This is a genomic window from Streptomyces sp. SYSU D01066-1, assembly GCF_054956795.1.
The window spans coordinates 39,748-60,991 of the sequence record NZ_JBUDHV010000005.1 but is presented as its reverse complement, the minus strand read 5'-3'; the positions used below and the strand labels follow the sequence as shown (position 1 = coordinate 60,991).

The following is a 21,244-nucleotide window of genomic DNA, read 5'->3' as shown; positions in this document are numbered from 1 at the left end:
TTGTCGTACTGGTCATATGAGATGTAAGTGCGGGGTGGCGGGGCGGAGGCCGTATCCGACTGTCCCGGAACCGGGACTTCCCCGTGTGCAGCGGGTAACGTCGGGGCGTGTCCTCCGCCGACCCACTGCACCGCGCCGGAACGCCACAACGCCCGCCGACGACTCCGCCGCCCAGCGGCTCCGGAGCGCGCGCGATCGAGGTCCGCAGAAGCAGCCGTCGCCGCCGGACGGTCTCCGCGTACCGCGAGGGCGACCGCACCGTCGTGCTGATCCCGGCCCGGATGTCCGAGGCGGAGGAGCAGCGCTGGGTGAGCGTCATGCTCGACAAACTGGAAGCCCAGGAGAGCAAGCGCGTCCTCGGTGACGCGGAGCTGGCGGAGCGCGCCCAGCGGCTGTCCGCCCAGTACTTCGAGTCACGCGCGCGTCCCAGCTCGGTGCGCTGGGTCACCAACCAGAACACGCGCTGGGGCTCGTGCACCCCGGCGGAGGGCAGCATCCGGCTCTCGCACCGCCTCCAGGGGATGCCCGAGTACGTCGTCGACTACGTCCTCCTCCACGAGCTGGCGCACCTGCTCGTCCCCGGGCACGGCCCCCGCTTCTGGCGCCTGCTGGAGGCGTACCCCCGCACCGAGCGGGCCCGGGGGTACCTCGAGGGAGTGGCCGCCGCCGACCGGCTCCCGCACGTGCCCGGCGCGCGCGGCCGCTGAACTCCCCTGGCGTTCGTCCCGGGTCCGTCCCGGTTTCGGGCGGTGTCAGGCTTTGCCGTTAGCCTGGCGCGACGCACTTGTATTCGGGATGGGGGACGGTCGTACGCATGGCCAGGGAATTCCAACGCGGCCACAAGGCCAGGATCAGTGATCTCACCGCGGGCACGGATCTGTACGTGGGTGTGCAGATCTCCGGGCCCGGGCTGACCTTCGACATCAGTTGCTTCGGGCTGGACGCCGACGAACGGCTCTCGGACGACCGGTACTTCGTCTTCTTCAACCAGCCGAAGTCCCCCGAGGGGGCCATTCAGCTCCTGGGCGCGCAGGCCGGCGACACGGAGTCCTTCAGGGTCACGCTGGACCGGATCCCGCCGCGGATCCAGAAGCTGTCCTTCACGGCGGCGCTCGACGGCGCCGGGCAGATGTCGCAGATCGGTCCGGGATACCTCCGCATCGTCGCGGGCGGCGAGGAGGTGGCCCGCTACCCGTTCGACGGCTCGGAGTTCTCCACCGAGCGGGCCGTGATGCTCGGCGACTTCTACCTCAAGGACGTGTGGCGGTTCGCGGCCGTCGGCCAGGGCTTCGACGGCGGCCTGGAGGCGCTGCTGCGCAACTTCGGCGGCGAGGTGGCCGAGGAGGAGGCGCCGGAGCCGCAGCAGCCGGCCGCCGCCGGCGCGGTCCCGGGCTTCGCCCCGCCCGCCGCGCCCGCCCCGGCCCCGGAGCCCCCGGCGTTCGGGATCCCCGCCGCCCCGGCCCCCGCCCCGGCTCCCGCCGCCCCGGCCCCAGCTCCCCAGCCCGCCGCGGGGCACTTCGCGCCTGCGCCCGTACCGACGCCGCCCCCGGCGCCCGAGCCCACCCTCGCGGCGCCCCCGCCGGCCCCGTCGTACGGCCGACCGGACCAGAGCGCCCCGCTGCCCCCGGGCTACCCCCAGCCGCAGGCCCCGCAGGCCCCGCTCCCGCCCCCCGGGTACGGCCAGCAGGCCCCCTACGGCGCTCCGGGCGCCCCCCAGGGCGTGCAGCCGCCCCCGGGTGTGCCGCCCCAGGGCGTCTCCCAGCCCCCAGACGCCCCCCAGTCCCCGCCGCGGCCCGCGGGTGTGGCCGCCGCGCTGCGGAAGTTCCGCGAGACGCCCACCGGCCAGCGCTGGACGCAGCAGAACGAGAAACTCGTCCGCGTGGACCTCGGCCTCGGCGACCAGCCCGTGCTGGCCCGCCAGGGCAGCATGGTGCTCTACCAGGGCAAGGTCGACTTCAGCTACAAGGGCGCCGGATTCACCGGCCGCATCGTCGGCAACGCGACCGGCCAGGAGATGCAGCTGATGCGCTGCACCGGCAAGGGGCAGGTCTTCTTCGCCGACCGGTCCACGATGCTGCACCCCATCGAGCTCCAGGGCGACGCGGTCTGCGTCTCCGCCGAGAACGTGCTGGCGTTCGACGAGGGCCTCCAGTACGAGGTCCGCCGCGTCGAGGGCCACGGCATCCCGGGCGGCGCGCTGTTCACGATGCAGTTCCAGGGCACCGGCACGATCGTCGTCAAGACGCACGGCACGCCCGTGGTCCTGCCGGTCACGCCCACCACGTTCGCCGACTGCAACGCGGTCGTCGCCTGGTCGGCCGCGGCCCAGGTCATCGTCTCCAGCCAGGTGCGGATGCGGCGCAACTCCTACCCCGGCGACACCGGTGAGAGCGTGAACCTCCAGTTCCGGGGAGCGCCCGGCAACTTCGTCGTCGTCCAGCCGTACGAGATCTGAGGGAGAGCCCGACATGGACCAGCCGCTCGCGGGCTACGCCCCCGCCCCGGTCACCGCCCGTATGGAGAACCACGGCGACCACATGCTGAAAGTCGCCGTGCGGACCGGTGAGGACCTCTTCGCGCGCGTGGGCTCGATGGTCGCCTACGAGGGATTCGTGCAGTACGAGCCCAACCCGCCCGCGGTCCGCCAGATCGCCAAGGACTGGGTGACCGGCGAGGGCGCGCCCCTGATGAAGTGCTCCGGTGACGGCCTGCTCTACCTCGCCGACTACGGCGCGGACGTCGTCGTCATCAACCTCGACGGGGAGGGGATCTCCGTCAACGCCACCAACCTGCTGGCCTTCGACGCCCACCTCACCTGGGGCGTGGAGCGGGTCAAGGGGCTGGCGAAGTTCGCCGGTCAGGGGCTGTGGAACACCAGGATCTCCGGACAGGGGTGGGTGGCGCTCACCTCGCGGGGCAAGCCGATCGTCGTCGACTGCGGTGGCGGCGAGGACGAGACCTACGTCGACCCGGACGCGCTCGTCGCCTGGTCGCCGAACCTGAAGGTGAAGGGCAAGCGCAGCTTCAAGGCGGGGGCCCTGATCGGCCGCGGCAGCGGCGAGGCCTACCAGATGGCCTTCTCCGGTCAGGGCATCGTCGTCGTCCAGCCCAGTGAGGACAGCACCGACCGTCTCCGGGTCCGGGGCTGAGGGGGAGCAGGAACACCATGCAGAGCCCGCTTTTCGCCTACAACGACCAGCAGACCCAGGAACGCTGGAGCCTGCAGAACCAGCAGATGCTCCGCGTCACCCTGGAGGGACACGACGACATCCTCGCCCGCAAGGGCACGATGGTCGCCTACCAGGGGCTCGTCGAGTTCGACGCCGAGTTCCAGAGCCGCGGCCAGGCACGCGCGCGTGCGCGCACCGGCGAGGGACTGGACCTGATGCGCTGCCACGGGCAGGGCACGGTCTACTTCGCCAACCTCGCCCAGCGGATCCACGTGATGGAGGTCGAGCAGGAGGGCCTCACCGTCGACAGCTCCTACGTGCTGGCGATGGACTCCTCCCTGCACCACGAGGTCATCGCGGTGGACAGCCTCTACGGCATCTCCGGCTCGGGGAAGTACCAGCTCAACATCACCGGGCGCGGCCGGGTCGCGCTGATGACCTCCGGCGCCCCGCTGCTGATGCGGGTGACGCCCGACACGTACGTCAACTGCGACGCCGACGCGATCGTGGCCTGGTCCACGGGGCTGCGGGTGCAGATGCAGGCCCAGACGCACTCCTCGGGGGTGTTCCGGCGCCGCGGCGACACCGGCGAGGGCTGGGAGCTGAGCTTCATGGGCAGCGGCTTCGCCCTCGTGCAGCCCAGTGAGCTGCTGCCGCCGCAGAACGCGGCGATCGGGTCGGGCCTGGGCGCGCAGTACGGCGTGGGCCAGCAGGGGGCGCGCGGTCAGAACCAGGGCAACGTCTGGAGCTGACCCCGGGCGCAGGCGCAAGGGGCGATCACCATGGGTGCTCGCCCCTTACCCGTACGCCACCTGTACGCCGTGCGGAGCACTCGGAGCACTCGGAGCACTCCGAGCACTCGGAGCACTCCGAGCACCGGGAGCCGTCAGAGCCTTGCCCTGGCCGCCGCCACCAGCCGGACGACCGACTCGTCGGCCACCTCCGCGACCTCGTCGTAGCCGAACCAGCGCAGGTCCAGGGACTCGTCGCTGATCGCCTCGACCGCGTCCGGCGGGGCCAGGGCCGCGTACTGGACGTCCAGGTGCCAGGCGCACGGCGTGTGGTGGCGGTCCAGCCGCACCGGGCCGCCGGGCAGCAGGGTGAGGCCGGCGACACCGGACTCCTCGGTGCCCTCGCGCAGCGCGGACGCGGCGAGCGTGGCGTCCCCGGGCTCGCAGTGGCCGCCCATCTGCAGCCACATGCGCAGCTTGCGGTGCAGGGTCAGCAGGACCCGGTCGCGCGACGGGTCGACCACCAGGGCGCTCGCCGTGATGTGCCCGTCCGCGCAGGACTTCCACAGGCCGTCCGCATGGGCCGCCAGATGGTCCAGATACCGCCCGCGCAGCTCGTCCTGGGCCTCGTCCCGGCCCTCGTACCCCTTGAGCACGAGGACCGCGTCGTCGTGAAGGCTCACTCCGCTCCGTCGCCCTCGTCCCGCCGGTCCCGCTTCCTCAGGTCCGGCTTGTCGGCCGCCTCGCCGAGCATCTTGTCCAGCTCGGAGAAGTCCAGCTGCTCGCGGTGGACGAAACCGTCCGGGTCGTCCAGGTCGGTGGCGGTCGGCAGCATGTCCGGGTGGGCCCACAGGCCGTCCCTGCCGTCGACCCCGCGCGCGTCCGTCAGCGACGCCCACAGCCGGGAGGCGTCCCGCAGCCGGCGGGGGCGCAGCTCCAGGCCGATCAGCGTGGCGAAGGTCTGCTCCGCCGGGCCGCCGGAGGCACGGCGGCGGCGCAGCGTCTCGCGCAGCGCGTCGGCGGACGACAGCCGCGGCTTGGCGGCGGCGTGCACCACCGCGTCCACCCAGCCCTCGACGAGCGCCAGAGCCGTCTCCAGCCGGGCCAGGGCCGCCTTCTGCTCCGGGGTGTCCTCCGGCTGGAACATGCCCTGCTGGAGGGCCTCCTGCAGCTGCTCGGGGTTCTGCGGGTCGAACTGGCCGACCACGTCCTCCAGCTTCGCCGTGTCGACCTTGATGCCGCGCGCGTAGCCGTCGACCGCGCCGAACAGGTGCGAGCGCAGCCACGGGACGTGCGCGAAGAGGCGCTGGTGGGCGGCTTCGCGCAGGGCGATGTACAGCCGCACCTCCTCCTGGGGCACGCCCAGGTCCGTGCCGAACCGCTCGACGTTGGCCGGCAGCAGGGCGGCCTTGCCGGCCGGGCCGAGCGGCAGGCCGATGTCGGACGAGCCGACGACCTCACCGGCGAGCACTCCGACGGCCTGCCCGATCTGCGTGCCGAACATGGCGCCGCCCATGGAGCGCATCATGCCGATCAGCGGGCCGGCCATGGCCTGCATCTCCTCCGGCAGGACGTCGCCCATCGCGTTGCCGACGCGCTCGGCGACCGGGTCGACCAGCTCCTTCCAGGCGGGCAGGGTCGCCTCGACCCACTCCGCGCGGCTCCAGGCCACGGCGGTGCCCGCGCCGGAGGGCAGGGCGGTGGCGTCGTCGAGCCACAGGTCCGCGAGCCGCACGGCCTCCTGGACGGCACTGCGCTCGGCGGGGCCGACGCTGGCGTCCTTGGTGCCGTCCGGGGCGCCCTGGGCGACCGTCTGGCGGGCGATCTGCTTGGCCATGTCCCAGTTCACCGGGCCGCCCTCGTAGGAGAGCATCTGGCCCAGCTGCTGGAAGGCGGCGCCCAGGTCGTTGGGGTTCATGGAACCGAACATGGCCGCGAACGGATTGTCGGCCCGCCCGGAGCCCGGGCCGCCAAGGCCTCCGGCCCCGGGCAGGGCGCCGAAACCGAACGGGTCGGCCGGTCCCTGACCACCACCGCTCTGCTGGTCCTTCTTCTTGCCCTCGTCGCCGTCGTCCGGCTCCTCCGGCGGAAGGCCGAATCCGAATGGGGTGTCACTCACGGGGTTCCTCGGCTGGTAGGGCCGCCGGTTCTCTCCGGCGGCACGGCTGCCCGACATTCACCACCCAGCGTAGACACCCGGGGCGGATCGGGCCTCGGTGCTTCGCCGACTGACGGCCTGCGGCAGGATGGATGCCACCTGGTACGTACGCGTCACACGCGTACGTACTGAAGACAACCGCTGGAGACGCCCGGTGAGTTCCCCAGATCCGCAGGTTCGCGCAGCGCGAAACCAGTCAACCAGTCCCGCCGGCCGCGTGGCGCGGGGGCCCGTCGTCGCGGTGACCGGCGCCGCGTCCGGGACCGGCGCGCTGCTCACCGCTCGGCTCGCCGCGTCCGACGAGGTCAAGCGGGTCGTGGCGATCGACGAGCGGCGCGGCGAGTGCGCCGAGGCGCACTGGCACGTCCTGGACGTGCGGGACCCGGCCATCGCCGACAAGCTGCGCGGCGCCGACGTCGTGGTGCACCTCGCGCTCGACCTCGACCTGGAGACCGACGCCGCCGCCCGGACGGCCTACAACGTCCGGGGGACGCAGACCGTCCTGACCGCCGCCGCGGCGGCCGGTGTGCACCGCGTGGTGCTGTGCACGTCCGCGATGGTCTACGGCGCGCTGCCGGACAACGAGCTGCCGCTGTCGGAGGACGCCGAGCTGCGCGCCACCGCCGAGGCCACCGGCGTCGGCGACCTGCTGGAGATCGAGCGCCTGGCCCGCCGCGCCCCCCGCGCGCACCCCGGCCTGAACGTCACCGTGGTCCGCCCCGCCATCCTGGTCGGCGGCACCGACACCGCGCTGACCAGGTACTTCGAGTCACCCCGGCTGCTCGTGGTGGCCGGGTCGCGGCCCGCCTGGCAGTTCTGCCACGTCGACGACCTGTGCGGGGCGCTGGAGTACGCCGCCCTGGAGAAGGTCGACGGCGAGCTGGCCGTCGGCTGCGACGGCTGGCTGGAGCAGGAGGAGGTCGAGGAGCTGAGCGGCATCCGGCGCATGGAGCTGCCCTCCGCGGTCGCCCTGGGCGCCGCGGCCCGGCTGCACCGCATCGGGCTCACCCCCTCCCCGGCCGGGGACCTCGCCTACACGATGTACCCCTGGGTGGTGAGCGGGAGCCGGCTGCACGACGCCGGGTGGCGGCCGCGGTACACCAACGAGGAGGTGCTCGCCGAACTGCTGGAGGAGGTGTCCGGCCGGCACACCGTCGCCGGCCGGCGGCTCGGCCGCAAGGATGCGACGGCCGCCGGCGCCGCGGGCGCGACGGTGGCGCTGCTGGGCGCCGCGGCGGTGGTCCGGCGTGCCCGCAAGGCCCGGCGGCGGATCTGACCCCCGCCGCCTTTCGGCGGCCCGCGGGCCGGTACGCGCGCGTACCGGCGGACACCACGGTTCCGTGCCGCCCGCGCCGTGCGGCACGATGGGCCCATGGCACCCATGAACGGTCACCCCGGTGAGCAGGCCGCGCCGGACCCCCTGAAGCTGATCGCGATCCGGGACACCCCGCTCTCCGTGGACGAGGTCTTCCGGGCCGTCGGGGACACCTCGGCCGGCGGGACCGCCCTGTTCGTGGGCACCGTGCGCGACCACGACGGGGGAGCGGACGTCGACCGGCTCGGCTACTCCTGCCACCCCAGCGCCGAGGCCGAGATGCGGCGGATCGCCGGGAAGGTCGTCGCCGAGTACCCGGTGCGCGCCCTGGCCGCCGTGCACCGCGTGGGCGACCTGCGGGTCGGTGACCTCGCCGTCGTCGTGGCCGTCTCCTGCCCGCACCGGGGCGAGGCGTTCGCCGCGTGCCGCAGGCTCATCGACGACCTCAAGCACGAGGTGCCCATCTGGAAGCACCAGACGTTCGCCGACGGCACGGAGGAGTGGGTGGGCGCCTGCTGAGCCGCCCGCCGGGGCGTGAGGGGGCCGTCCGGTTGCGTAACCGCACCCCCGGTACGACCGTTGACACTGCGGACGGTTAATCTGCTGATCAGTCAGTCGCGTACGTGGGGTCGGGAGGTCGGCATGGCTGCGCTCGTCTGGTTGCTCATTCCGCTGGTGGCCGCGATCGTCGCGGGCCTGTGGGGCAGTTGGGCCAACCGGACCCGCAAGATCCGCAGTGACGGCCCCGAACTGGACGGGTACGCGCGCTTCCGCGAGGCCATGGAGAAGCAGCACTCCCGTTCGTAGGCGGCCCGTTCGCGGGCGGGGTGCCCTGCCCGGACGCCCTGACGGTGCGCTGACAGGACCGTCCCGTACTGTCGTTCCATGCCACGCCGCACCGCGACGATGCTCGCCTCGACCCTGATGCTGATCGCACTCCTGTGCGCGGGGGTGTTCATCCCCGTGCCCTACTCGGAGATGTCCCCGGGGCCGACGGTGAACACGCTGGGTGACCACGACGGCGAGCCGGTGCTGCAGATCTCCGGGCACGAGACGTACGAGGCGAGCGGGCACCTCAACATGACGACCGTCCGCGTCACCAGCGCCGAGTACCGGATGAACCTCGTCGAGGCCGTCTACGGCTGGCTCGCCCACGACAACAAGGTCGTGCCGCACGACACGCTCTACCCGGACGGCACGACCGAGGAGGAGTCGACCCAGGAGAACGCCGAGGAGTTCAGCCAGTCCCAGGAGAGCGCCAAGGTCGCGGCGCTCAAGGAGCTGGACATCCCGGTGAAGTCCTGGGTGGTGGTCTCCACCGTCGTCAAGGACTCCCCGTCCGAGGGGAAGCTGCACGCCGGTGACGTGATCAAGGCGGTCGACGGTACGGCGGTGAAGCAGCCCGCCGACGTCGCGGAGCTGGTCACCGAGCACAAGCCCGGCGAGGACGTCGTCTTCACGGTGGTGCCCGCCGAGGAGCAGGCCGCCGCCGAGAAGGAGAACCGGACGGCGACGACGACCGAGAAGGTCACCATCACCACCACCGCCTCCGACGACAGCGGCGAGAAGCGCGCCATCGTCGGGATCTCGGCGGGCACCGACCACACCTTCCCGTTCAGCATCGACATCAAGCTCGCGGACGTCGGCGGCCCGAGCGCCGGGCTGATGTTCGCGCTCGGCATCTACGACAAGCTGACGCCCGGCGACCTCACCGGCGGCGAGTTCGTCGCGGGCACCGGCACGATCGACGACGCCGGCACGGTCGGTGCGATCGGCGGCATCGAGATGAAGACCGTCGGCGCCCGCGACAAGGGCGCCCGGTACTTCCTGACGCCCGCCGACAACTGCGCCGCCGCCGCCAAGGACACCCCCGACGGTCTCACCCTGGTCAAGGTGGGCACCATCGACGACGCCCTGGACGCGCTGAAGGACATCCGCTCCGGCGACACCGGTGACCTGCCGTCCTGCACCGCCGGCTAGCCGACCGCCGGCGGACTACTCCTCGAACGTCGCCGCCAGCGCCTCGGCCAGCCCCGGCACCAGGCCGGACCCGGTGAGCACCTCCGTCGGCGTGTCCTTCTCGCGCAGCCTGAGCGCCGACTCGCGGGCCCCGTCGCGCAGCACGGCCACCGTCATCCGGACCTCCTGCCGGTCCGGGTGGTCCGCCACCCACCGGGCCAGCTCGGCCTCGCCCAGCCCCTCGGGCACCTGCGCCTCGGCCGACGGCGGCAGCATCAGCCGCTCCACCGAGAGCGCGCAGCCGGCCACCGCGTCCGGCCAGGCGATGGTGGCCAGGAACTCGTCCAGCGGCCGGTCCGCCGGCACCTCGTCCTGCTCGATCGGGGTGAGGCCGGCCGACTCGCCCTCGTCCCCGAGACCGAGCCGGTCCGCGAGCGAGGGCTGTTCGGCCTGGAGCCGTGCGGTGTCTACGAGTGCGAAGAGGCGGGCGGGCTGGTCCCAGCCGAGACCGGCGACGTACTCGTCGATCTCGAGTACGGACCGGGTCAGCGGGCTGGCCGCCATGGGGGTGTTGGACATGGTCACAATCCTGCCTCGTTCGGGGCCGGAATCGGGAACCGAGTAAACGATGAGTAAGTTGCATAAGTGTGGGCCCACGGGCACGGGGGCGCACGAGGGGCCCGCGAACCCGAGGGCCTGACGGACCTACGACAGCGAACTTCGAGGTGCTCACCTTGGCTTTCCAGATGCCGGACCGCGGCGGAGGAGGCCCGACAGGGCCACGGATGAGAGTGGGACGCCCCTCCCGGCGTGTCCGGACCCTGCTGCTGACGCTGGGCGTCCTGGCCGTGCTGGCCATGGCGTTCACCATGTTCGCGGGCTTCTGGACGGACTGGCTGTGGTACCGGTCGGTCGACTACTCGTCGGTGTTCACCACCACCCTGTGGACGAAGATCGGGCTGTTCTTCGTCTTCGGCCTGCTGATGGCGCTCGCGGTCGGGTTCAACATCTGGCTCGCCCACCGCATGCGCCCGCCGCTGAGCGCCATGTCGATGGAGCAGCAGAACCTCGACCGCTACCGGATGGGCATCGCGCCCTACAAGAAGTGGCTGCTGCTCGGCATCACCGCCCTGGTGGGCCTGATCGCCGGCGCCTCGGCGGCCGGCCAGTGGCGCACCTGGCTGATGTGGGTCAACGGCGTGCCGTTCGGCCAGAAGGACCCCCAGTTCAAGCTGGACGTCGCCTTCTACGCCTTCGACCTGCCCTGGTACCGGTTCCTGCTCGGCTTCGGCTTCGCCGCCGTGATCATCTCGGTGATCGCCGCCGCGCTCACCCACTACCTGTACGGCGGCCTGCGCGTCACCAGCCCGGGCGCCCGCGCCACGGGAGCGGCCACCGGCCACCTCTCCGTGCTGATCGGCGTCTTCGTCACCCTGAAGGCGGTGGCGTACTGGCTGGACCGGTACGGCCTGGCGGTGAAGTCCAGCGACTTCAAGGCCACGGACAACTGGACGGGCCTGAGGTACGTCGACGCCAACGCCTACCTGCCGGCCAAGACGATCCTGTTCTGCATCGCCGTCATCTGCGCCCTGCTGTTCTTCGCCACCCTCTGGCGCCGCACCTGGCAGCTCCCCGTCATCGGCTTCGGCCTGATGGTGCTCTCCGCGATCCTGATCGGCGGTCTCTACCCGGCGATCGTGCAGAAGTTCCAGGTCCAGCCGAACGAGCAGGCCAAGGAGGCGCCGTACGTCGAGAAGAACCTCGAGGCGACCCGCGACGCCTACGGCATCGACGGCACCCAGGTCACCGAGTACGACGGCAAGAGCGACACCGAGGACCTGACCCGGCTGCGCGACGACGTCTCCGACGCCGCCAGCATCCGGATCATGGACCCGAACATCGTCTCGCCGACCTTCCAGCAGCTCCAGCAGATGCGGAAGTACTACGCCTTCCCGACCAACCTGGACGTCGACCGCTACAGCACCGAGGACGGCGCCGACCAGGACACGGTGATCGGCCTGCGCGAGCTGAACCTGGCCGGCGTGGACAAGCAGAACTGGATCAACAACCACTTCCGCTACACCCACGGCTTCGGCGTGGTCGCCGCCAAGGGCACCGAGGTCGACTCCGAGGGCCGCCCGGTGTTCACCGAGTCCAACCTGCCCTCCAAGGGCGACCTGGGCACGTACGAACAGCGGATCTACTACGGCGAGAAGACCGACACGTACTCCATCGTGGGCGGTCCCCAGAAGGAGATCGACTACTCCGACGACAGCGGCGAGAAGACCACCAGCTACCGGGGTGACGGCGGGGTCGACCTCTCCGGCCCGGTCAACCGGGCCGCGTACGCGGTGGCGTTCAACGAGCCGCAGATCCTGTACTCGGGCGCGATCGGCGACGGTTCGCGCATCCTGTACAACCGCACGCCCAAGGACCGGGTCGAGGCCGTCGCGCCCTGGCTGACCATCGACGGCGACGCCTACCCGGCGGTGGTGGACGGCCGCATCCAGTGGATCGTGGACGCCTACACGACCACCAACGGCTATCCGTACGCCTCCCGCACCACGCTCGGCGACACCACGGCCGACTCGCTGACCGCGGCCAACGACAACCGCGCGGTGGTCGCCCAGCAGAACCAGGTCAACTACATCCGCAACTCGGTGAAGGCGACCGTCGACGCGTACACCGGCGACGTCAAGCTCTACCAGTGGGACACCCAGGACCCGGTCCTGAAGACCTGGATGAAGGCGTTCCCGGACACGGTGCAGCCCAAGTCGGAGATCTCCGACGCCCTGATGGCCCATCTGCGCTACCCGCAGGACCTGTTCAAGGTCCAGCGCGAGCTGCTCAGCCGCTACCACGTCGACGACGCGGAGACGTTCCTCAGCGGCAGCGAGGTGTGGCAGGTGCCGGAGGACCCGACCAACAAGTCGGGCGACGCGGTGCCGCCGTACTACCTGAGCATGAGGATGCCCGACCAGGACCAGCAGGCGTTCTCGCTGACGACCACGTTCACGCCCAACGGGCGGGACAACCTCAGCGCGTTCATGGCGGTCGACGCCGAGGCCGGCACCAGCGGCTACGGCAAGATCAGAATCCTGAAGCTGCCGACGAGCACGACCGTCGACGGCCCCAAACAGGTGCAGAGCCAGTTCAACTCCGAACAGGACATCGCCGAGTCCATCAGGCTGCTCAGGGGCGGCGACTCGGAAGTGGAGTACGGCAACCTGCTGACGGTGCCGCTGGACGGCGGGCTGCTCTACGTGGAGCCGGTCTACGTACGCGGCGGCGGCCTCAAGTACCCGCTGCTGCGCAAGGTGCTGGTGACCTACGGCGGCCAGACGGCCTTCGAGGACACCCTGGAGGAGGCGCTCGACAAGGTCTTCGGCGAGGGAGGCACGACGACCGAGCCGCCGGAGGAGGGCGACGACGGCACCGATCCGCCGCCGACGTCGAGCGACCCGACGGTCCAGGAGGCGCTGAACGACGCCCAGGAAGCCTTCGAGGCCGGCCAGAAGGCCCTGAAGGAGAACGACTGGACGGCGTACGGCGAGGCCCAGAAGGACCTGGAGGACGCGCTGAACCGGGCCGAGGAGGCCCAGGCGGAGGCCGGCCAGAGCGGTGGCGGGGACGCGAACGGGGAGGACGCGGCCAGTCCCTCTCCCACCGCGAGCGACACCGCTTCCGCGGACAGCGGCTGACCGGCCGCCGGTCGGGCTCCCTCCCGCGCCGTGATAGGTTGAGAACACAACGGCGCGGGGTGGAGCAGCTCGGTAGCTCGCTGGGCTCATAACCCAGAGGTCGCAGGTTCAAATCCTGTCCCCGCTACTGACGGCGAAGGCCCGGATCCCATCAGGGATCCGGGCCTTCGTCATGCGCGGACGCGGGTGGAGGCGGACGGCGGCCCCGGTGACGGCCGCGTCTGCGGGGGGAGTTGGGCGATCTGTGTTTGACTTGTCTCTCTGTGGGCATGTCGACAAAACGCTGAAGTGACCTCACTGACTGCGGTATACCGGGTGTACGCAGGTTGCAGGTGGTGCGACGATGGACGTTATGGGGGACATGGCAACTCTGTTCGAGACGGGGCGATTTGTGCAGTCTTCCGGTCCCGGAAGGGTCCGGGACGAGACGGGGGAGGCCGCCGAGGAGGCGGCCGAGGAGATGCGCCGGCGGTTCGCCGCCGAGGCCGGCGATGTCGAGGCGATGAGCGTTCTCGGGTCCATGCTGCTGCGCCGCGGCGATCTCGACGGGGCCGAGCCGCACCTGCGGGCCGCCACCGCGGCCGGTGACCGCGCCGCCGCCAACAACCTGGGTGTCCTGCTGCACCAGCGCGGGTACGCCGACGAGGCCGCCGGATGGTGGCGGATCGCCGCCGTCGCCGGATCCGCCGCGGCCGCGCACGCGCTGGGCCGCCACTTCCGCGAACGCGGCGACGAGCCCGCCGCCGAGTACTGGCTGCGCCAGTCCGCCGAACAGGGGCACGTCCTGGGTGCCTACGCCCTCGCCGACCTGCTGGAACACCGCGGCGACACCGAGACCGAGCGCTGGATGCGGGTGGCCGCCGAGCGGGGGCACCGGGAGGCCGCGTACCGGCTGGCCCGGGCACTGGACCGGCGGAGCGAGAAGGGTGCCGGGGGCGACGACGCCGAGCGGGCGGCCCAGGAGGCCGAGCAGTGGTACCGGCAGGCGGCGGCCCGCGGGCACCGGCGGGCCGCGCTGCACCTCGGGACGATCCTGGAGCGGCGGGGCGAACTGAGGGAGGCCGGGCGCTGGTACCTGACCTCCGCCAAGGACGGCGAGGCGCGCGCCGCCTGCGCGCTGGGCTTCCTGCTGCGCGACGCCGGGGACACCGAGAGCGCGGCCGCGTGGTGGCTGCGGGCCGCCCAGGAGGGCGACGGCAACGCGGCCAACGCGCTGGGCGCGCTGCACGCCGAGCGGGGCGAGCCGCAGACCGCCGAGCGCTGGTACCGGGCGGCGATGGACGCGGGCGACGACAACGGCGCGTACAACCTGGGGCTGCTCTGCGCCGAGCAGGGCCGCACCCAGCAGGCCGAGCAGTGGTACCGGCGCGCGGCCTACGCCGGGCACCGGGAGGCCGCCAACGCGCTGGGGATCCTGCTGCTCCAGGGCGGTGACCGGACCGGGGCCGAGCCCTGGTTCTCCAAGGCCGCCGAGGCCGGCAGCGTCGACGCCGCCTTCAACCTCGGCATCCTGTACGCCGGACGCGGGGCGGACGAGGAGGCGCTGCGCTGGTACGAGCGGGCCGCTTCCGCCGGGCACGCCGAGGCGGCGCTCCAGGTCGGGATGGCCCGGCTGCGGGACGGGGACGAGCAGGAGGCCGAGCGGCACCTGCGGTGCGCGGCCGGGGGCGGCAGCGCGGAGGCCGCCTACCGGCTGGCCACGCTGCTCGACGCGCGCCGGCCGCCGGAGCCCGCGCACGAGCTGGGCGAGCCGGCGCACGAGAAGACCGAGTGCGAGGAGTGGTACGAGCGGGCGGCCGGCCAGGGCCACCGCCGCGCCCAGGTCCGGGTCGGGATGCTGGCCGCGGCGCGCGGCGACGTCGCCGAGGCCGCCCGCTGGTACCGGGCGGCGGCCGAGGCGGGCTCCCGCAACGGCGCCTTCAACCTCGGGCTGCTGCTGGCCCGCGAGGGCAGCGAGCCGGAGGCGGCCCTGTGGTGGACCCGGGCGGCCGACGCCGGCCACGGCCGGGCGGCGCTGCGCCTCGCCCTGGTCTACGCCCGCCGCGGGGAGCTCTCCGAGGGCCAGCGCTGGGCCGACCGCGCGGTCGCCCTGGGTCCCGGGGAGGTCGCCCAGCGGGCGCGGCGGCTGCGGGACGCGCTGCGCGAGGAGCTGTCGGCGTGAGGCGGGGGGCGCGTACGCCGCGCGCGTCCACGCCACCCGATTTGCTTCCGTCCGCGACCTTGACGTAACGTTGCATTCATCGCCGCGGGGTGGAGCAGCTCGGTAGCTCGCTGGGCTCATAACCCAGAGGTCGCAGGTTCAAATCCTGTCCCCGCTACTGATGGCCGAGGGCCGGAATCCGAAAGGGTTCCGGCCCTCGGCGCATGGGCGCCGCTCGTCCGGCACGCGCGCGAAAGAGCCCCGGCACCGTGATCGGTGCCGGGGCTCTTCGGGTGTCCGGTCAGCCCGTCGCGCAGTTGGGGCAGACGCCTCGGTAGGTCACCTCGACGTCCGACACCGTGAAGCCGAAGCGCTCCGAGTCGGGGAGGTCGGCCAGCGGGTTGCCCGCCGGGTGGACGTCGCGGATCGCGCCGCACTGGGCGCAGACCAGGTGGTGGTGGGGCCGGTGGGCGTTCGGGTCGTAGCGCTTGGCGCGTTTGTCCGTCGCGACCTCCAGCACCTCGCCGAGCGAGACCAGCTCGCCCAGCGTGTTGTAGACGGTGGCTCTGGAGATCTCCGGGAGTTTCGAAACGGCCCGGGCGTGCACCTCGTCGGCCGTCAGGTGGACGTGCTCGCCGTCCAGGACCTCGGCCACCACGCGCCGCTGGGCGGTCATACGCCATCCGCGTCCGCGCAGCCGTTCCAGTAGGTCACTCATGCCAACCAGCCTAACAGCCAGGGGAGCCAGGTCCCGAACCAGTGTGACTTTGGAGCCTAACTTGACTTAGACAATGTCCATTGTAGGATCGCTTACGGCTTCGGCCAAGGGACAGGAACAGCAAGAAACGGCGCAGGAGGCCCACGTGACTCAGGGACCGCTCACTACGGAGGCCGGAGCTCCGGTATCCGACAACCAGAACAGCGAGACCGCGGGCGTCGGCGGCCCCGTGCTCGTCCAGGACCAGCTCCTCCTGGAGAAGCTGGCCCACTTCAACCGCGAGCGCATCCCGGAGCGTGTCGTGCACGCCCGCGGCGCCGGCGCCTACGGCACGTTCAAGGTGACCGCCGATGTCACCAAGTACACCCGTGCCGCCTTCCTCTCCGAGGTCGGCAAGGAGACCGAGGTCTTCGTCCGCTTCTCCACCGTGGCCGGCAACCTGGGCGCGGCGGACGCGGTGCGCGACCCGCGCGGCTTCGCGGTGAAGTTCTACACCGAAGAGGGCAACTACGACCTCGTCGGCAACAACACCCCGGTCTTCTTCATCCGGGACGCGATCAAGTTCCCCGACTTCATCCACACCCAGAAGCGCGACCCGTACACCGGCTCGCAGGAGGCGGACAACGTCTTCGACTTCTGGGGTCTGAGCCCGGAGAGCACCCACCAGGTGACCTGGCTGTTCGGCGACCGCGGCATCCCCGCCTCGTACCGCCACATGGACGGCTTCGGCTCGCACACCTACCAGTGGAACAACGAGGCCGGCGAGGCCTTCTGGGTCAAGTACCACTTCAAGACGGACCAGGGCATCAAGAACCTGACCGCCGAGGAGGCCGAGGTCCTGGCGGGCAAGGACCCCGACTCGCACCAGCGCGACCTGCGCGAGGCCATCGAGCGCGGTGACTTCCCGTCCTGGACCGTCGGTGTGCAGATCATGCCGGTGGCCGAGGCGGCGACCTACCGCTTCAACCCGTTCGACCTGACCAAGGTGTGGCCGCACGCGGACTACCCGATCGTCTGGTTCGGCAAGATGGAGCTCAACCGCAACCCGCAGAACATCTTCGCCGAGGTCGAGCAGTCGATCTTCTCCCCGGCGCACTTCGTGCCCGGCATCGGCCCGTCCCCGGACAAGATGCTCCAGGGCCGCCTCTTCGCCTACGGCGACGCCCACCGCTACCGCGTCGGCATCAACGCCGACCACCTGCCGGTGAACCGCCCGCACGCCACCGAGGCGCGCACCCACTCCCGGGACGGCTTCCTGTACGACGGCCGGCACGGCGCGGCGAAGAACTACGAGCCGAACAGCTTCGGCGGCCCGCACCAGACCGGCCGCGCCCTGTGGCAGGGCGTCCAGGTCACCGGTGTCACCGGTGAGACCGTCACCCCGGTGCACGCCGAGGACAACGACTTCGTCCAGGCGGGCAACCTGTACCGCCTGATGACGGAGGACGAGAAGGAGCGCCTGGTCAAGAACCTGGCCGGGGCGATCTCCGGGGTCACGCGCGACGACATCGCCGAGCGCGCGATCAACAACTTCCGTCAGGCGGACGAGGACTTCGGCAAGCGGCTGGAGGCCGCGGTCCAGGCCCTGCGCGGCTGACAGCACTGGACCGCTTGTCGTAGCGGCGGGCCGGAACCCCTGCGGGGGCTCCGGCCCGTTTCGTCTGTTCGGACGGGCAGACGGGCGGACGGGCGGACGGGCCGGCGTCCGGCAGTGGATGTTCAGGTGGGCAGGCGGGGCCGGCGTCCGGCAGCGGATGTTCAGGCGGGCGCGCGGGCCGGAGTCCGGCAGCGGGTGATCAGGCGGGCGCGCGGGCCGGAGCCCAGCAGCGGATGATGTCGCGGACCGAGACGATGCCGGCCGGCTCGCCGCCGTCCAGGACGATGAGGTGGCGGAAGCCGCCGCGCGTCATCGCCCGCGCCGCCTCCTCCAGCGTCCAGGACGGCGCGGCGAACACGACGTCGCCGGTGGTGTGGGCGTGGGTGCGCTCGGCGTCCGGGTCCTGGCCCCGGCCGACGGAGACCAGGATGTCGCGCTCGGTGAGGATGCCGATGCCCCCGGCGTCGGGGTCGTGGACGACGGCCGCGCCCACGCGCCGGGCGGCCATCAGGGCGGCGGCCTGGCGCAGCGTGTGGTCGGGGCCGATGGTGAGGACGACCGTGCTCATGACGTCGCGGACGAGCATGGGGGGAGCCACCTCCTGGTGATCCATGACGTGACCCATGGATTCACAAGCTCACAAGTGGGGGCTCTCAGAGTGGCAGGCGAAGCGGAGGCGGACAAGGGCGCGGCCGCCTCGGTCAGTGCCGCCCCTCCAGGTGGCGCAGCAGCTCGTCGTGGAGCAGCCCGTTGGACGCCGCCGCGTTGCCGCTGTGCGGTCCCGGACGGCCGTCCAGCCCGGTGAAGGTGCCGCCGGCCTCGGTGACGACGATCGCGGGGGCGGCCATGTCCCACAGGGACAGCTCGGGCTCCGCGCAGAAGTCCACCGATCCCTCGGCGACCATCATGTACGGCCAGAAGTCGCCGTACGCGCGCGTGCGCCACACCTTGCGGGTCAGCTCCAGGAAGCCGTCGAGACGGCCCTGCTCCTCCCAGCCGCTGAGCGAGGAGTACGCGAAGGAGGCGTCGGAGAGACCGGCCACCTCGGAGACGCGCAGCCGGGTGGCCGAGGTCAGGCTGCGTCCGGTGAAGGCGCCGTGGTCCTTCGCCGCCCACCAGCGGCGGCCCAGGGCGGGTGCGGAGACCACGCCCACGACGGGCCGGTAGCCGCCCTCACCCGCCTCCATCAGGGCGATCAGCGTGGCCCAGACCGGGACGCCGCGGACGTAGTTCTTGGTGCCGTCGATCGGGTCGATGACCCAGCGGCGGGGGCCGGTGCCCTCCACGCCGTACTCCTCGCCGAGCACCGCGTCCCGCGGGCGGGCCCGCTGGAGGTGGCCGCGCAGCAGTTCCTCGGCGGCCTTGTCCGCCTCGCTGACCGGCGTCATGTCCGGCTTGGTCTCGACCTTGAGGTCGAGGGCCTTGAAGCGGTCCATGGTCGTCGCGTCGGCGGCGTCCGCGAGGACGTGGGCCAGACGGAGGTCGTCCAGGTAGTCGGGCATGCGGCAACCGTATCGGCCGGGGGCCGGGACGGGCCAACAGGGCTGCCGGCCCGCGGGCGCCCGGTGGCGCCCCGGGGGCGCGCGCGGACCCTTGACAGCGCCCCGGACCGCGTCAAACCTGTGCCGCAGAGCCGCTCGCTCCTGGGGAGGCGACGATGCCCGCGGCGCGCGATCGCCTGCTCGACGCCGCCTGCGCGGCGCTGGCCCGACAGCCCTGGTCCGCGGTGCGCATGGTGGACGTGGCCGCCTCGGCCGGCGTGTCCCGGCAGACGCTCTACAACGAGTTCGGCGGCAAGGAGGGGCTCGCGCGGGCGCTGCTGCGCAGGGAGGCGGACGGCTTCCTGGCCGGGGTGGACCGCGCCCTCGCCGGTCCCGGGGGCCCCGACGCGCGGCTCACCGCCGCCGCCGAGTGGACCACGTCGGCCGCCCGCCGCAACGCGCTGGTACGGGCCCTGCTCACCGGCTGCTGGGAGGCCCGGCTGCCCGCGCCCGCGGCGGTGGCCTCCGCCGCCCCGGCCCCGGCCCGGCACCGGGCGGACGGGCCGCTGCCCTCACCCGGTGACCTCGTGGTGCTGGTGCGCGACCGCGCGGCGGCGACCCTGGCCGGGAGCGCGGCGCCGAAGGCCCGGGCAGACGCCGCCGAGCTGTCCCGGGTCTGCGAACTCGTCGTCCGGCTCGCCCTGTCCTGTGTCGCCGCGCCGCCGGCCGAGGGCGGTGTGGCCGACCTGGTGCGGACGGCGCTGGCGCGGTGGCCGGCGCCGTGACGGCCCGCCGGGATCAGTGCGAGGAACCCGAGAGCTGGAGTCCGATGACGCCGAGGATGACCAGGCTGATCGAGACGATCTTCAGGGTCGACACCAGGTCGCCGAGGAAGACCATGCCGTAGATCGCGGTGCCCGCCGCGCCGATGCCGGTCCACACGGCGTAGGCGGGGCCGACGTCGAGCTTCTTCAGGGAGAGGGTCAGCAGGCCGAAGCTGCCCAGCGCGAAGGCGGCGAAGGCGATGGTCGGCCACAGCCGGGTGAAGCCGTGCGACAGCTTCAGACACACGGCGAACCCGGTCTCCAGCAACCCGGCCACTATGACCAGCAGCCACGCCATGTGTCGTCCTCCCGTAGTCCAGCCGGTCCAGCCGGTCCAGCCGTGACCGGACACCGTGGACGCTTTGCCCGCGCTTGGGCCCGGCTTGGTGCGATTATGCACTTACCGGCGTCCCGCCCCCGCAAACAACGCGAAGGTCAGTCGCCCTCCCTGCGCTCCCGCGTGGCGAGCAGCCGGCGCAGCGAGTACAGCCGCGCCGGGTCCGCGTGGCCCTCGGCCACCCAGGCGTCCAGCGCGCAGTCGGGCTCGTCGTGACCGCACGCGCGCGGGCAGCCCTCCGTCCCCGGCTCCAGGTCCGGGAAGGCGTGGATCACGCGGGAGGGGTCGACGTGGTTGAGCCCGAACGACCGTACGCCCGGGGTGTCGACGACCCAGCTGTCGGGGGCCGCGAGCGGCAGCGCCAGCGCCGAGGTGGTGGTGTGCCGGCCGCGTCCCGTCACCGCGTTCACATGGCCCGTGGAGCGCCGCCGGTCGTCCGGGACCAGCGCGTTGACCAGGGTGGTCTTGCCGACGCCGGAGTGGCCGACGAACGCGGTGACCTTGCCGGTGAGATGGTCGCGGACGCGGTCGGCGGCGTCGCCGGCCGCCAGTTCCGCACGGCTGGTGACGACGTAGGGGATGTCCAGGGCGCCGTACAGCTCCAGCAGGTCGTCCGGCGGGGCCAGGTCCGACTTGGTCAGGACGAGCAGCGGGGTGAGGCCGCCGTCGAACGCCGCCACCAGGCAGCGGTCGATGAGACGGGGGCGCGGCTCGGGGTCGGCGAGGGCGGTGACGATGGCGAGCTGGTCGGCGTTGGCGACGACGACCCGCTCGAAGGGGTCGTCGTCGTCCGCGGTGCGGCGCAGCACCGAGGTGCGCTCCTCGATGCGGACGATCCGCGCGAGGGTGTCCTTGGCGCCGGACAGGTCGCCGACCAGGGCCACCCGGTCGCCGACCACCGCCGCCTTGCGGCCCAGTTCGCGGGCCTTCATCGCCATGACCGTACGGCCCTCGACGAGGCAGGTCAGCCGCCCCCGGTCGACGGTGAGGACCATGCCCTCGGCGGCGTCCTCGTGCTTGGGGCGGATGTTGGTCCTGGGCCGGGTGTTGCGGCGGCCCGGCCGGGTGCGGATGTCGTCCTCGTCGGTGTGCTTGCCGTAACGGCGCATGGTG

20 protein-coding genes and 2 tRNA genes are annotated in these 21,244 nt (G+C 72.3%); 14 read left to right on the top strand and 8 right to left on the bottom strand.

Going from position 1 to position 21,244, the window contains the following annotated elements; translation table 11 throughout:
* The first annotated feature begins 107 nt into the window (after positions 1-107).
* The 4 genes from ACY1JF_RS07025 to ACY1JF_RS07010 all read left to right on the top strand — a co-directional run bounded on the left by ACY1JF_RS07025 (position 108) and on the right by ACY1JF_RS07010 (position 3,922).
* Positions 108-707, top strand: a complete 600-nt coding sequence (locus ACY1JF_RS07025; RefSeq protein WP_462704111.1) for a M48 metallopeptidase family protein — start codon at positions 108-110, stop codon at positions 705-707.
* 107 nt (positions 708-814) lie between these two features.
* Positions 815-2,455: a TerD family protein gene (locus tag ACY1JF_RS07020; protein ID WP_462704110.1), complete on the top strand. Its 1,641-nt coding sequence runs from the start codon at positions 815-817 to the stop codon at positions 2,453-2,455.
* Between the two features lie 13 nt (positions 2,456-2,468).
* Positions 2,469-3,149, top strand: coding sequence for an AIM24 family protein (locus ACY1JF_RS07015; RefSeq protein WP_462704109.1), 681 nt, complete (start codon positions 2,469-2,471; stop codon positions 3,147-3,149).
* A gap of 17 nt (positions 3,150-3,166) precedes the next feature.
* Positions 3,167-3,922 (top strand): AIM24 family protein, encoded by a 756-nt coding sequence (locus tag ACY1JF_RS07010; RefSeq protein WP_462704108.1) that lies wholly within the window; start codon positions 3,167-3,169, stop codon positions 3,920-3,922.
* A 134-nt stretch (positions 3,923-4,056) separates the two neighbouring features.
* Here ACY1JF_RS07010 and ACY1JF_RS07005 read toward each other — a convergent pair whose 3' ends face one another.
* Positions 4,057-4,584, bottom strand: coding sequence for an NUDIX hydrolase (locus ACY1JF_RS07005; RefSeq protein ID WP_462704107.1), 528 nt, complete (start codon positions 4,582-4,584; stop codon positions 4,057-4,059).
* Positions 4,581-6,020 carry a zinc-dependent metalloprotease gene (locus ACY1JF_RS07000; protein ID WP_462704106.1) on the bottom strand — a complete coding sequence of 480 codons (1,440 nt, stop codon included), beginning with the start codon at positions 6,018-6,020 and terminating at the stop codon, positions 4,581-4,583. Before ACY1JF_RS07000 ends, ACY1JF_RS07005 begins: the two co-directional genes overlap by 4 nt.
* Positions 6,021-6,213: 193 nt before the next feature.
* Here ACY1JF_RS07000 and ACY1JF_RS06995 point away from each other — a divergent pair, with 193 nt between their 5' ends.
* The 4 genes from ACY1JF_RS06995 to ACY1JF_RS06980 all read left to right on the top strand — a co-directional run bounded on the left by ACY1JF_RS06995 (position 6,214) and on the right by ACY1JF_RS06980 (position 9,354).
* Positions 6,214-7,335, top strand: a complete 1,122-nt coding sequence (locus tag ACY1JF_RS06995; RefSeq protein ID WP_462704105.1) for an SDR family oxidoreductase — start codon at positions 6,214-6,216, stop codon at positions 7,333-7,335.
* 96 nt (positions 7,336-7,431) lie between these two features.
* A complete protein-coding gene (locus tag ACY1JF_RS06990) occupies positions 7,432-7,893 on the top strand; it encodes a molybdenum cofactor biosynthesis protein MoaE (RefSeq protein ID WP_462704104.1) in 462 nt (153 codons plus the stop codon).
* 123 nt (positions 7,894-8,016) lie between these two features.
* On the top strand, positions 8,017-8,181 hold the full coding sequence (locus ACY1JF_RS06985) for a hypothetical protein (RefSeq protein ID WP_462704103.1): 165 nt from the start codon (positions 8,017-8,019) through the stop codon (positions 8,179-8,181).
* A 78-nt stretch (positions 8,182-8,259) separates the two neighbouring features.
* Positions 8,260-9,354: a YlbL family protein gene (locus ACY1JF_RS06980; protein ID WP_462704102.1), complete on the top strand. Its 1,095-nt coding sequence runs from the start codon at positions 8,260-8,262 to the stop codon at positions 9,352-9,354.
* A gap of 15 nt (positions 9,355-9,369) precedes the next feature.
* Here the strand turns inward: ACY1JF_RS06980 and ACY1JF_RS06975 are convergent, their stop codons facing one another.
* Entirely contained in the window at positions 9,370-9,912 is a 543-nt protein-coding gene (locus tag ACY1JF_RS06975; protein WP_462704101.1) for a PPA1309 family protein, read from the bottom strand.
* 167 nt (positions 9,913-10,079) lie between these two features.
* Here ACY1JF_RS06975 and ACY1JF_RS06970 point away from each other — a divergent pair, with 167 nt between their 5' ends.
* From ACY1JF_RS06970 to ACY1JF_RS06955, 4 genes are all read left to right on the top strand, one after another.
* Positions 10,080-13,034 (top strand): UPF0182 family membrane protein, encoded by a 2,955-nt coding sequence (locus ACY1JF_RS06970; RefSeq protein WP_462704279.1) that lies wholly within the window; start codon positions 10,080-10,082, stop codon positions 13,032-13,034.
* A 53-nt stretch (positions 13,035-13,087) separates the two neighbouring features.
* Positions 13,088-13,161: transfer RNA gene (locus ACY1JF_RS06965), tRNA-Met, on the top strand.
* A gap of 216 nt (positions 13,162-13,377) precedes the next feature.
* Positions 13,378-15,195 carry a tetratricopeptide repeat protein gene (locus ACY1JF_RS06960; protein ID WP_462704100.1) on the top strand — a complete coding sequence of 606 codons (1,818 nt, stop codon included), beginning with the start codon at positions 13,378-13,380 and terminating at the stop codon, positions 15,193-15,195.
* Positions 15,196-15,278: 83 nt separating this feature from the next.
* Positions 15,279-15,352, top strand: a tRNA-Met gene (locus tag ACY1JF_RS06955).
* A gap of 123 nt (positions 15,353-15,475) precedes the next feature.
* Here ACY1JF_RS06955 and ACY1JF_RS06950 read toward each other — a convergent pair.
* Positions 15,476-15,892, bottom strand: coding sequence for a Fur family transcriptional regulator (locus ACY1JF_RS06950; protein WP_462704099.1), 417 nt, complete (start codon positions 15,890-15,892; stop codon positions 15,476-15,478).
* A 145-nt stretch (positions 15,893-16,037) separates the two neighbouring features.
* Between ACY1JF_RS06950 and ACY1JF_RS06945 the strand changes: the two genes are divergently transcribed.
* Positions 16,038-17,489: a catalase gene (locus ACY1JF_RS06945; protein ID WP_462704098.1), complete on the top strand. Its 1,452-nt coding sequence runs from the start codon at positions 16,038-16,040 to the stop codon at positions 17,487-17,489.
* A gap of 199 nt (positions 17,490-17,688) precedes the next feature.
* Here the strand turns inward: ACY1JF_RS06945 and ACY1JF_RS06940 are convergent, their stop codons facing one another.
* Positions 17,689-18,075: a CBS domain-containing protein gene (locus ACY1JF_RS06940; RefSeq protein WP_462704097.1), complete on the bottom strand. Its 387-nt coding sequence runs from the start codon at positions 18,073-18,075 to the stop codon at positions 17,689-17,691.
* A 115-nt stretch (positions 18,076-18,190) separates the two neighbouring features.
* Positions 18,191-18,991 (bottom strand): histidinol-phosphatase, encoded by an 801-nt coding sequence (gene hisN, locus ACY1JF_RS06935; RefSeq protein ID WP_462704096.1) that lies wholly within the window; start codon positions 18,989-18,991, stop codon positions 18,191-18,193.
* Positions 18,992-19,146: 155 nt separating this feature from the next.
* On the opposite strand from hisN, the gene ACY1JF_RS06930 reads away from it, so the two are divergent.
* Complete coding sequence (locus ACY1JF_RS06930; protein WP_462704095.1) at positions 19,147-19,755, top strand: TetR/AcrR family transcriptional regulator; 609 nt, start codon at positions 19,147-19,149, stop codon at positions 19,753-19,755.
* Between the two features lie 13 nt (positions 19,756-19,768).
* Here ACY1JF_RS06930 and ACY1JF_RS06925 read toward each other — a convergent pair whose 3' ends face one another.
* Positions 19,769-20,092, bottom strand: coding sequence for a DMT family transporter (locus ACY1JF_RS06925; protein ID WP_215168212.1), 324 nt, complete (start codon positions 20,090-20,092; stop codon positions 19,769-19,771).
* A 137-nt stretch (positions 20,093-20,229) separates the two neighbouring features.
* Positions 20,230-21,240, bottom strand: coding sequence for a ribosome small subunit-dependent GTPase A (rsgA, locus tag ACY1JF_RS06920; RefSeq protein WP_462704094.1), 1,011 nt, complete (start codon positions 21,238-21,240; stop codon positions 20,230-20,232).
* Positions 21,241-21,244: the final 4 nt, after the last annotated feature.

Excerpts from the sequence above, each read along its gene's own strand:
- ACY1JF_RS06960 (WP_462704100.1), top strand. The coding sequence starts at position 13,378 with ATGGACGTTATGGGGGACATGGCAACTCTGTTCGAGACGGGGCGATTT.
- ACY1JF_RS07020 (WP_462704110.1), top strand. The coding sequence starts at position 815 with ATGGCCAGGGAATTCCAACGCGGCCACAAGGCCAGGATCAGTGATCTC.
- ACY1JF_RS06980 (WP_462704102.1), top strand. The coding sequence starts at position 8,260 with ATGCCACGCCGCACCGCGACGATGCTCGCCTCGACCCTGATGCTGATC.
- ACY1JF_RS06930 (WP_462704095.1), top strand. The coding sequence starts at position 19,147 with ATGCCCGCGGCGCGCGATCGCCTGCTCGACGCCGCCTGCGCGGCGCTG.
- ACY1JF_RS06985 (WP_462704103.1), top strand. The coding sequence starts at position 8,017 with ATGGCTGCGCTCGTCTGGTTGCTCATTCCGCTGGTGGCCGCGATCGTC.
- ACY1JF_RS06970 (WP_462704279.1), top strand. The coding sequence starts at position 10,080 with ATGCCGGACCGCGGCGGAGGAGGCCCGACAGGGCCACGGATGAGAGTG.
- ACY1JF_RS07010 (WP_462704108.1), top strand. The coding sequence starts at position 3,167 with ATGCAGAGCCCGCTTTTCGCCTACAACGACCAGCAGACCCAGGAACGC.
- ACY1JF_RS06940 (WP_462704097.1), bottom strand. The coding sequence starts at position 18,075 with ATGCTCGTCCGCGACGTCATGAGCACGGTCGTCCTCACCATCGGCCCC.
- ACY1JF_RS07015 (WP_462704109.1), top strand. The coding sequence starts at position 2,469 with ATGGACCAGCCGCTCGCGGGCTACGCCCCCGCCCCGGTCACCGCCCGT.
- ACY1JF_RS06950 (WP_462704099.1), bottom strand. The coding sequence starts at position 15,892 with ATGAGTGACCTACTGGAACGGCTGCGCGGACGCGGATGGCGTATGACC.
- ACY1JF_RS06925 (WP_215168212.1), bottom strand. The coding sequence starts at position 20,092 with ATGGCGTGGCTGCTGGTCATAGTGGCCGGGTTGCTGGAGACCGGGTTC.
- ACY1JF_RS06975 (WP_462704101.1), bottom strand. The coding sequence starts at position 9,912 with ATGTCCAACACCCCCATGGCGGCCAGCCCGCTGACCCGGTCCGTACTC.
- hisN (WP_462704096.1), bottom strand. The coding sequence starts at position 18,991 with ATGCCCGACTACCTGGACGACCTCCGTCTGGCCCACGTCCTCGCGGAC.
- ACY1JF_RS06990 (WP_462704104.1), top strand. The coding sequence starts at position 7,432 with ATGGCACCCATGAACGGTCACCCCGGTGAGCAGGCCGCGCCGGACCCC.
- rsgA (WP_462704094.1), bottom strand. The coding sequence starts at position 21,240 with ATGCGCCGTTACGGCAAGCACACCGACGAGGACGACATCCGCACCCGG.